General features: G+C 59.4%; 7 protein-coding genes. All 7 read right to left on the reverse strand.

Annotated elements, in window-relative coordinates; all coding sequences use genetic code 11:
- Entirely contained in the window at positions 1–600 is a 600-nt protein-coding gene (locus RG836_RS14965; protein WP_310846809.1) for a glutathione S-transferase, read from the reverse strand.
- On the reverse strand, positions 597–4,238 hold the full coding sequence (locus RG836_RS14970; RefSeq protein ID WP_310846812.1) for an AAA family ATPase: 3,642 nt from the start codon (positions 4,236–4,238) through the stop codon (positions 597–599). Before RG836_RS14970 ends, RG836_RS14965 begins: the two co-directional genes overlap by 4 nt.
- The gene (locus tag RG836_RS14975) at positions 4,235–5,479 is read right to left on the reverse strand and encodes an exonuclease SbcCD subunit D C-terminal domain-containing protein (RefSeq protein ID WP_310846814.1); all 1,245 of its coding nucleotides are present in this window, start codon (positions 5,477–5,479) and stop codon (positions 4,235–4,237) included. Before RG836_RS14975 ends, RG836_RS14970 begins: the two co-directional genes overlap by 4 nt.
- 313 nt (positions 5,480–5,792) lie before the next feature.
- Positions 5,793–6,926, reverse strand: a complete 1,134-nt coding sequence (locus tag RG836_RS14980) for a hypothetical protein (protein WP_310846817.1) — start codon at positions 6,924–6,926, stop codon at positions 5,793–5,795.
- 63 nt (positions 6,927–6,989) lie between these two features.
- Entirely contained in the window at positions 6,990–8,120 is a 1,131-nt protein-coding gene (locus RG836_RS14985; RefSeq protein WP_310846819.1) for a hypothetical protein, read from the reverse strand.
- A 63-nt stretch (positions 8,121–8,183) separates the two neighbouring features.
- Positions 8,184–9,314, reverse strand: a complete 1,131-nt coding sequence (locus tag RG836_RS14990) for a hypothetical protein (protein WP_310846822.1) — start codon at positions 9,312–9,314, stop codon at positions 8,184–8,186.
- Between the two features lie 63 nt (positions 9,315–9,377).
- A complete protein-coding gene (locus RG836_RS14995; protein WP_310846824.1) occupies positions 9,378–10,508 on the reverse strand; it encodes a hypothetical protein in 1,131 nt (376 codons plus the stop codon).
- Between the last annotated feature and the right edge of the window lie 35 nt (positions 10,509–10,543).

A 10,543-nucleotide genomic window follows, 5' to 3' on the forward strand; every position in this document is an offset into this window, starting at 1 on the left:
TTACTTGGCCATGACCGCAACGAACAGTTCCGAACTGAGAAAACCCTGCAGCCACGCCTGCAACCGTGGATACGGCGCCTGCCCAAACCACTCGCGATCGACATGCGCAAACTGCCGCACAAACGGCAGCAGTGCCACGTCCGCCAGGCTCGGGTGATCGCCCAGCAAGTACCCGCGATGCGTCAGTAACTGCTCAAGCTTGCCGAGAAACACTTCGCCTTGCGTGCGATAGAACGGCATCGGGTGCTCGGGGTAGCGTTCAGCGTATTTGTAGCGGTTGAGGTGCAGCTTGAACACCTGATCATTCTCTTCCAGCAACGCTTCGATCAGCACCTGAGCGGCAGGATCGTCCTTGCGCAGCCAATCCTCGGGATCGTTCTGGGCCAGGGCCCAACGCATGATCTCGAGGCTTTCGTCGATCACCTGATCGCCTTCAAGGCTCAACACCGGCACCGTGCCTTTGCTCGACAGTGCGAGCATTTCCGGCGGCTTGGCCTTCAAGCTGACTTCCACCACGTTCACCGGCACCCCGCTGTAGCGCAAGGCCATTCGCGCGCGCATCGCATAGGGGCAGCGGCGGAAAGAATACAGCGTGGTCATTTCACCTCCACGGTGCTCAGGCCGTTGCCTTGGCGGCGGACCTGGATCTGCACCGGAATCCGCTCGTGCATTTCCTGCACGTGGGAAATCACCGCGACCTTGCGCCCCTGAGCCTGCAAGCCGTCGAGGGCATCCATGGCCAGTTGCAAAGATTCCGGGTCGAGGCTGCCGAAGCCTTCGTCGATGAAGAGCGATTCGATTTTCAAGGTGCTGGACGCCATCGACGCCAGCCCCAATGCGAGGGCCAGCGACACCAGGAAGGTCTCGCCGCCGGACAGCGAATGCACCGAGCGCAGTTCGTCGCCCATTTCCGTGTCCATCACCAGCAAACCCAGCATGCTGCCGCCGCGCTTCAACCGATAACGTCGCACCAGTTGCCGCAGTTGCGCATTGGCATGGTGCACCAGCAAATCGAGGTTGTAGGCCTGGGCGATCTTGCGGAAGGTGTCGCCGGTGGCGGAGCCGATCAAGGCATTGAGCCGCGCCCAGCGCTGAAACTCGTTATAAGCCTGGTCAATTTGTTGTGCGAGCGCCTGATTGGCGTTTTGCCGGCGCTGGTCTTCGGCTTGTTCGGCGCGCAGTTCGGCGCAGCGCTGTTCGCTGCTGGCGCAATGGTTTTGCGCTTCGAGTAAGGCTTCGGCCAAGGCGTCAGCGGCGAGCGGTTCGTTGTGCAACGCCTGGTGATCCGCCAGACGCTGCTCACGCTCCTGCAAACGAATCCGCGCTTCTTCAACGGCTTTTTCGCTGTGCTGCAGTTGCTGCCGAAGCTGGCTAAATCCTTGCTCGTCGATGGCCAGCAAACTGTCCAGGCCCACATCGTCGAGTTCCGGATGCTGCGCGCGCCACTCGCTGATCCGCACCGCCAGTGCTCGGTGTTCGATGTCGAGAGCTTGCTGGCGCTCGTTCGCCGCTTTCAGTTCGGCGACCAGTTGCACCAGCCGATCGCGCACGTCTTGCAGCTCCTGTTGGGCGCCGGTCAACGCCGTGCGGGCCTGCTCGACGGCATTGTCGAGTTGTTGCTGCCATTGCTCGGCGCTGCTGTGTTCGCCGAGCAAAGTCGCGAGGTTTTCCTGCGCGGCCTGCTGCTGCGCGGTAAGGGCGGTGAAGTGCTGCTCGGCCTGCTGTTGCTGTTGCACGCGGGTGAGTTGCCGGTCCTGTTCTTTATCCAGGGTTTGCTGGCGTTGTTGCTGTTCTTCGTGCTCGTCCTTTTGCTGGTCGAGTTGCTCGCGGCGCTGGCCGATTTGCTGGTCGAGTTCCATAAAGGTCGCCGCAGGTTCGGCGCGCAATGCTTGCAAAGTCGCCGCCGGCAACAGACTGGCGAAGGCATTCAGTTCCTCGTCGAGGCGCTGGCGATCGCTCTCCAGCGCCTGTTGCTGCTGCTCCAGTTGCTGGGTGCTCTGCTGCACGGCGGTTTCGGCGGCGCGCAGTTGTTGCTGCAACCGCGCAGCGTCTTGCTGCAAGGTCAGCAATACCGATTGCCGCTGTTCGTCCTGGCTGATGTTCTGCGCCAATTGGCTGTTTTGCTGGGCCAGCCAGGCGTCGCGCTTGGCCGCGTCCTGGGCCAGCAGTGCACTTGCTTGCGGGTGGGCGTCGAGGATTGGCGTCAGCGTGGTTTGCTCAGCCTGGAGTTGTTCCTGCTGTTGCAGCAGTTCCTTTTGCTGGGCGATCACGCCACCGACGTCGGTGCGCAGTTCGGTGAGTTTTTCCTTGAGCAGGTCCACGGCTTTTTGCGCGTTGGCCTGTTCGCTCTCATCGTGTTTGCCGAGACTGTGCAGCAAGGCTTCCGGTTGATGATAAGGATGCTCGGCGCTGCCGCAGACCGGGCACGGCTGGTCGTCCTGCAACTGCCCGCGCAGTTCTTCGACGCTGGCACTGCGGGCCAGGCGTTGACGCTCCAGCAGTTCACGGGTGACGCTGAGGGTTTGTTCGGCGATCGCCAGCTCAGCCTTGGCCTGCACCCCTTCGGCGGTCAGCCGTTCGCGGGCCTGCTGGGCGTCGAGCAAGCGCTGTTGCAGATCGCCGCCGCGCTGATCGAGTTGCTGCTGTTGCGCCCACAACCGCGCCAGCTCTTCCATGGCGCGCTGGTGCTTGCGGTTGTCTTGCAGCAAATCGCCAAGCAACTTGATCTGCTCAGTGACCGCTTCCGGTTCGGCGCCGGCCTCTTTGTACAACACTTCCAGTTGCTGACGTTGCGCGCTCAGTTGCGCGGCGGCCTCGTTGGCCCGTTGTTGCAGCGATGGTAACTCGCTGGCGCCTTTATTCAGACGGTTGCCGATCAGCATCAACTGCTGCAAGCGGTCGCGATAGGCCTGCCAGGCGTCGCTCAACGTGGCGAGGTCGGCACTGTGCTCCAACTGGCTGGCGATGCGCTCAAGGCGTTCGGCGACGGCTTTTTGCTGGTCAAGCAGGTTTTGAATCACTGCCTGACCGTCACGGCACGCCTGTTCGGCTTGCTGCTTGAGCGCAGCGCTGTCGCTGGCGTCCTTGACGAGGCGGGCGAGGGTGGTCTGCTGCTCAAAGGCCTGGCGCAACGGCAAGGCATTGGCGCTCTGCTGGTTTTGCGCCTCGAGCAACGCCGCTTGGGTGGTGCGTCGGCTGTCTTCCAGCGGCGTCTGGCGGCTCAGCAATTCCTGCTGCTGTGCCTGCTGTTGCTGGATCTGCGCGGCCAGCGGCGTCAATTGCGAAGCCAGCTCCCGCTGCCGGGCGAACTGATGGCGCTGCGGTGCCAATTGCTCCAGACGACTAGCCTGCAATCGCTTGGCGGCCTGGGCGTCCCACGCCTGTTGCGCGGTTTGCAGTTGCTCGGCGGCGCCGTGTTGCTGGTCCTGCAACTGGTGCAGTTCCTTAAGCCAGGTGTGCTGCAACTCCAGTTGCTTGAGTTGTGCTTGCTCAGTCTTGAGTTGTTGCTGCGCCGCGCTGAAACGCTCGTCCAGTTCAGCGCGCGCCTCCGGGGCCAGTGGCGTGACGCCAGTGGCCTGATCCTGAAACAGCTTGTGGGCTTCGCGGGCTTCCTTGGTCTTGTCGAAGGCGCGTTTGCCCAGGCGCGTGTAGAGCGCAGTGTCAGTGAGTTTTTCCAGCAGTTCGCTGCGGTCGTTGTCGTCAGCCTTGAGGAAGGCGCTGAACTCGCTTTGCGCGAGCATCACCGCGCGGGTGAACTGCTCGAAATTCAGCCCCAACGCGGCTTCCAGTTGGGTCCTGTATTCGCCTTTCTGGCTGGCGAGCAATTGATCCTGATCGATATCGCGCAGGCTCTGGCGACTGGCTTGCAACTTGCCACTGGCTTTGTCCCTGGCGCGATTGGCTTCCCAGCGCGCGCGATAGCGGCGACCGTCGACGCCGACGAAATCCACTTCGGCATACCCTTCACCGGTGCCGCGCCGCAGCAGGGTACGCGGGTCGCCGGTGCCGATTTCGCCATCGGCGTCCGGTACTTTGGCGTCGCGTCCGGTGTTGTTGAGCCGTGGCACTGCGCCGAACAGCGCCAGGCACAGGGCGTCGAGCAGGGTGCTTTTACCGGCGCCGGTCGGCCCGGTGATCGCGAACAGCCCGGCACTGGCCAGGGGTTCGGCGGTGAAATCAATCTCGAACGGCCCGGCCAGGGAAGCGAGGTTTTTCAGGCGGATGGCGAGAATCTTCATGGCTGCTCGCCCTCCATTTGCACGTCCTGCAGCAGCAAGGCGAAGTCCTTCAGTGTCTGTTCGTCGACTTCGCTGCCGTAGTTGTCGTGCCAGGCTCGGCTGAACAGTTCTTCCGGGCTGAGCTGGTCGAGTTCGATCAGCGCGCTGCCGTCGGCGCTGCCATCGCGCCTGCCGTTGCCCGCGTATTCGGCGGCGATCCGCACCAGTCGAACGGCTTTGCCTTGCAGAGCGATTTCCACTTGATTGCGCAAGTCCGGTTGCGGCTCGTCGAGCTTGACCCGTACTTCCAGCCACGGCTGGCGCTGGATATCCGCCAGCAAGTCGATGTTCGGCAACTCGGCCAATTGCAACAGCACCTCGGCCAGTGGCGCCGGGCCGAGGCGCTGCAGGTTGACCGCGCGGGGGATCAGTTTTGGTTCAACGCTGAGCAGGGTTTCGCCGTCGAGCTGGATATCGAGAATCTGGTGTTGGTAGCCGATTTCCGAGAACGACAAGGGAATCGGCGAACCGCTGTAGCGAATGCGTTCCTCGCCATTGACCTTCTGCGGCTTGTGCAGGTGACCGAGGGCGACGTAACTGATCGTCGAACCGAACAGGCTGGCGGGCAGCGCCTCGGCGTTGCCGATGATCAGGCTGCGTTCGGAGTCTTCCGAGACCGATCCGCCGGCCATGTGTGCATGGCTGATGGCGATCAGCGCCTGGCCCGGTTGGCGCTTGGCGTTGGCCGCCGCGATCAGCCACTCATGCACCTGGCCGATGCCGCGCAAATAGTCGTCACCCAAGTGTGCGCCAGTGACTTCCGCTGGGCGCAGAAACGGCAGCGCCAGGCACCAGGCGGCGATCTTGCCGTTGGCATCGGGCAACGGCAGCAACAGCCGCTCGGCATCCAGTTGTCCATCGTCGAGCCACAACACCCGGCCCAGCGCATGGGTGCGCAAACGCCTCATCAACGGCGCCGGCAGTTCGATCCGCGAGCCGGAATCGTGGTTGCCGGCGATCATCACGATGGTCAACAGCGGCTGCTGCTCGTGGGCACTGACGATGAAATCGTACAGCCGCTCCTGGGCTTTGACCGGCGGATTGACCGTGTCGAAGATATCGCCGGCAATCAGCAATACGTCCGGTTGGTCCAGCTTGAGCTGGCGCAACAACCAGTCGAGAAAACAGGCGTGCTCGAAATCACGCTCCTGGCCATGGAGGTTTTGCCCCAGGTGCCAGTCGGAGGTGTGAAACAGGCGCAAGGCAGACTCCGCTACTTGAAAAGGTGATGGCCGCGTGGACATGAAGGTGCGGCGAAAAGGGGGGAGTTTACTGGCAAAACCCGCTTTGTACTGCCTTTGTGGCGAGGGACTTTGCGCCTGCTCGGGCATTGTGGCCAGGGAGCTTGCCCTGCTCGAGCCTTTGTGGCGAGGGAGCTTGCCCCGGCTCGAGCTTTTGTGGCGAGGGAGCTTGCTCCCGCTCGGGTGCGTAGCAGCCGCTAACCGCGTGCTGTATCAGGTTTTAGGGCGGCTGCGCCACCCAGCGGGAGCAAGCTCCCTCGCCACAGAGATTTACCTATGAGCGGTGTGCCAGCCTGGATTGCGGCGTCAATTGCACCTCAGCAAAAATCTCAGTAATCGGCCGGCGTGGCTGGCGTTTGTGCAGGGCGCGGACGTATTCGCTGAGGCGTAGCAGTTCTGCGCTGGGCTTTGCCCATTGGTCTTTCGGCAGTGGCTCTGACCACTGCTGCATTACTTCAGGCAGTGCTCGTTGGCCCATAGTGTGGATGCGCCGCACTTCCCATTCGGTGATGTGGTTGGGCAGGGTCCAGAAGGTCATGACGTGGTACAGGTACCAGAAAAATCCAGAGATGCGGCTACGCGAGCCGTCGCGGATTTGTTGGTGCATGCGCGCGCGGGCGTTGTGGAACGTGTGCACGCCTTCATGGGGCGGGTCGTCGGGGCCTTGCAGGTCTTGCGGATCCTGGATTGATTTGAGGTCGTGGATTTCGTACTCCATGTAACCGCGAATCGCCTCCCAATGGCTGATCGCCAATGACAGGCCAAAGCAGGGAAACTCCACACTGGTCAGTGTTTCGCCGTGCTGAAACCCAATGCCCATGCCGTATTGGCGGTGTATGCCGTATTGAGTGGCGCCCTGGGCTTCGACGATCCAGGCCGAGAGCGATTCCCATGGCACGAACAAGGGTTCGGTGGCGCCTTCAGGCATGAAGCAGACTTCGCGGCGTTGGCGGTTGAAGCGGGTGGGGATGATGTTGATGCGTTTTTTGTGGACGTGGTGCCAGACGGCTAGGCAGATGAGTAAAGACCAAACACCTGCTATTGCTGATAATTCATAGGACTCCAAAAAAATTCCAATGACCGAATCTTTCACATCTACCCAGTCGTACCCTAATAGAACGCCCAAAATCCCGCCAATTAATGGAAATAAAAAAGCGACAATAAATGTTCCATTTAAAGGCAACCCCAATGTTACTTGCCACATAAAAATTTTGGGCGATCCCAGTGCGAAATCCATAACAACATCATTCATCTTGCCAATATGTGAACCGTGAGGCGGGAGCGGCGTAGGCAATGGTAGCGGCGCAAGGTAAGTGATTTTCCCGCTCGAAAACTGCTCCACATCACCGGCCTTTCGTAGCTGCTCAAGGTAAGGAGCCGGTAAAGGCTGATCAAGATTGTTGGGCATGGTCGGCCAGCTCCAGCAGATGGATTTCAACCCGCAACATGGGCGGATGTTTTCTCAATCCGTTCATACGCTGCGCTTTCCGCCTGATTTCAACTTCCGCACCTCAGCAAAAATCTCAGTAATCGGCCGGCGTGGCTGGCGTTTGTGCAGAGCGCGGACGTGTTCGCTGAGGCGTAGCAGTTCTGCGCTGGGCTTTGCCCATTGGGCTTTTGGCAGTGGCTCTGACCAGCGTTGCATCACCCCGGGCAGCGCTCGTCGGCCCATTGTGTGAATGCGCCGCACTTCCCATTCGGTGATGTGGTTGGGCAGGGTCCAGAACGTCATGACGTGGTACAGGTACCAGAAAAATCCAGAGACGCGGCTGCGCGAGCCGTCGCGGATTTGCTGGTGCATGCGCGCGCGGGCGTTGTGGAAAGTGTGCACGCCTTCGTGGGGTGGGTCGTCGGGGCCTTGCAGGTCTTGCGGGTCCTGAATCGACTTGAGGTCGTGGATTTCGTACTCCATGTAACCGCGAATGGCCTCCCAATGGCTGATCGCCAAAGACAGGCCAAAGCAGGGGAACTCGACGCTGGTCAGTGTTTCGCCGTGCTGAAAACCGATGCCCATACCGTACTGGCGGTGTATGCCGTATTGAGTGGCGCCTTGGGCTTCGACGACCCAGGCCGAGAGCGATTCCCATGGCACGAACAAAGGCTCGGTGGCGCCTTCGGGCATGAAGCAGACTTCGCGGCGTTGGCGGTTGAAGCGGGTAGGGATGATGTGGATGCGTTTTTTGTGGACGTGGTGCCAGACGCCTAGGCAGATGAGAAATGCAAAAAAACTTGTTTTTAACGCTAGCGGGTGTGCTTCTTGAAAAACACCACTGATGGCGTGAGCGATATCCGTCCAGTCCATCCCGAAGATAAAAAACATAAACCCTACAAATAGCGGAATTAAAATCGCAATAAAAAACGCGCCATTGAACGGTAGCCCCAAAGTTACCTGCCACATAAATACCTGTGGTGAACCCAACCCGAAATCCATAAACGCGTCATTCATCTCGCCAATATGCGGACCATGAGGTGGCAACGGTGTCGGCAGTGGTAATGGCGCCAAGTAGGTGATTTTTCCGCTCGGAAACGGCTCTACATCACCGGCCGTTCGCGGTTGCTCAAGGTCGGGAGTTGGCAAAGGCAGATCAAGGTTGTTGGGCATGGTCGGCCAGCTCCAGCAGATGGATTTCAACCCGCAACATGGGCGGATGTTTTCTCAATCCGTTCATACGCTGCGCTTTCCGCCTGATTTCAACTTCCGCACCTCAGCAAAAATCTCAGTAATCGGCCTGCGTGGCTGGCGTTTGTGCAGAGCGCGGACTTGTTCGCTGAGGCGTAGCAGTTCTGCGCTGGGCTTGGCCCATTGGGCTTTTGGCAGTGGCTCTGACCACTGCTGCATTACTTCAGGCAGTGCTCGTTGGCCCATAGTGTGGATGCGCCGCACTTCCCATTCGGTGATGTGGTTGGGCAGGGTCCAGAAGGTCATGACGTGGTACAGGTACCAAAAAAATCCGGAAATTCGGCTGCGCGAGCCGTCGCGGATTTGCTGGTGCATGCGCGCGCGGGCGTTGTGAAAAGTGTGCACGCCTTCGTGGGGCGGGTCGTCGGGGCCTTGCAGGTCTTGCGGGTCTTGGATTGATTTGAGGTCGTGGATCTCGTACTCCATGTAACCGCGAATCGCCTCCCAATGGCTGATCGCCAAAGACAGGCCAAAGCAGGGGAACTCGACGCTGGTCAGTGTATCGCCGTGCTGAAAACCGATGCCCATACCGTACTGGCGGTGTATGCCGTATTGAGTGGCGCCCTGGGCTTCGACGATCCAGGCCGAGAGCGATTCCCATGGCACGAACAAAGGCTCGGTGGCGCCTTCGGGCATGAAACAGACTTCACGGCGTTGGCGGTTGAAGCGGGTAGGGATGATGTGGATGCGTTTTTTGTGGACGTGGTGCCAGACTGCTAGGCAGATGAGCAAGGCCCAGATGCCGCCCTTAACGGCGTAGCCATAAATGGCAAAAAAAAAGTCGACGACAAATTCCCATGTGTAAAACGGGTCATACCCGAGTATCAGCCCAATGAGGCCAATAATAGGGGGGAATAAAAAGGCGACCATGAATGCGCAGCTAAAAGGTAAGCCTATTGTGACCTGCCACATAAATACCTGCGGTGAGCCCAACCCGAAGTCCATGAACACATCGTTCATTTCACCAATATGCGGACCATGAGGTGGAAGCGGCGTAGGCAGTGGCAGCGGCGCTAGATAAGTAATTTTCCCACTTGGAAACGGCTCAACATCACCGGCCTTTCGTGGCTTTTCAAGGTATGGAGCTGGCAAAGGCTGATCAAGGTTGTTGGGCATGATCGGCCAACTCCAGCAGATGGGTTTCAACTCGCAACATGGGCGGATGTTTTCTCAATCCGTTCATGCGCCGCGTTTCCCGCCTGAGTTCAAATTACGCACCTCAGCAAAAATCTCAGTAATCGGCCGGCGTGGCTGGCGTTTGTGCAGAGCGCGGACTTGTTGGCTGAGGCGTAGCAATTCTGCGCTGGGCTTGGCCCATTGGTCTTTCGGCAGTGGCTCTGACCACTGCTGCATTACTTCAGGCAGCGCTCGTTGGCCCATAGCGTGGATGCGCCGCACTTCCCATTCGGTGATGTGATTGGGCAGGGTCCAGAAGGTCATGACGTGGTACAGGTACCAGAAAAATCCAGAGACGCGGCTGCGCGAGCCGTCGCGGATTTGTTGGTGCATGCGGGCGCGGGCGTTGTGGAAGGTGTGCACGCCTTCGTGGGGCGGGTCGTCGGGGCCTTGCAGGTCTTGCGGGTCCTGAATTGATTTGAGGTCGTGGATTTCGTACTCCATGTAACCGCGAATCGCCTCCCAATGGCTGATCGCCAATGACAGACCAAAGCAGGGAAGCTCCACGCTGGTCAGTGTTTCGCCGTGCTGAAACCCGATGCCCATGCCGTACTGGCGGTGAATCCCGTATTGAGTGGCGCCTTGGGCTTCGACGACCCAGGCCGAGAGCGATTCCCATGGCACGAACAAAGGCTCGGTGGCGCCTTCGGGCATGAAGCAGACTTCGCGGCGTTGGCGGTTGAAGCGGGTGGGGATGATGTGGATGCGTTTTTTGTGGTTGTGGTGCCAGACGGTTAGGCAGATGGCGAGAGCCCAAAAACCAATAAATGACGCATAACCATAGGCTTCGTAAAAAATACCCATCACCGACTCCCAGATGTCATTCCAATCGTGACCAAAAATAATGCCGAGTACACCGGTAAATAATGGGAACAGAAACGCCATCATGAATGCGCCGCAGAAAGGCCCGCCTAGTACAACCTGCCATGAAAATACTTGCGGGGAACCTACCCCGAAATCCATATGCACGTCGTTCATTTCGCCAATGTGTGGGGCGTTAGGAGGCAGAAGTGTTGGCAGGGGGAGAGGCGCGAGATAAGTGGTTTTTCCGCTCGGAAAGGACTCAATGTCGCCCGTGTTTCGACGTTTTTTAAGGAATGACTCAGGCAACGAATGTTCAAGGTTGTTCGGCATGGTCGGCCAGCTCCAGCATAAGAGTTCCAACTCGC

The sequence above is a fragment of the Pseudomonas rhizozeae genome (assembly GCF_031583775.1).
Lineage (GTDB): Bacteria > Pseudomonadota > Gammaproteobacteria > Pseudomonadales > Pseudomonadaceae > Aquipseudomonas.

Coding starts and splice junctions, on each gene's coding strand:
- RG836_RS14965 (WP_310846809.1), bottom strand. CDS start 600: ATGACCACGCTGTATTCTTTCCGCCGCTGCCCCTATGCGATGCGCGCG.
- RG836_RS14970 (WP_310846812.1), bottom strand. CDS start 4,238: ATGAAGATTCTCGCCATCCGCCTGAAAAACCTCGCTTCCCTGGCCGGG.
- RG836_RS14980 (WP_310846817.1), bottom strand. CDS start 6,926: ATGCCCAACAATCTTGATCAGCCTTTACCGGCTCCTTACCTTGAGCAG.
- RG836_RS14985 (WP_310846819.1), bottom strand. CDS start 8,120: ATGCCCAACAACCTTGATCTGCCTTTGCCAACTCCCGACCTTGAGCAA.
- RG836_RS14990 (WP_310846822.1), bottom strand. CDS start 9,314: ATGCCCAACAACCTTGATCAGCCTTTGCCAGCTCCATACCTTGAAAAG.
- RG836_RS14995 (WP_310846824.1), bottom strand. CDS start 10,508: ATGCCGAACAACCTTGAACATTCGTTGCCTGAGTCATTCCTTAAAAAA.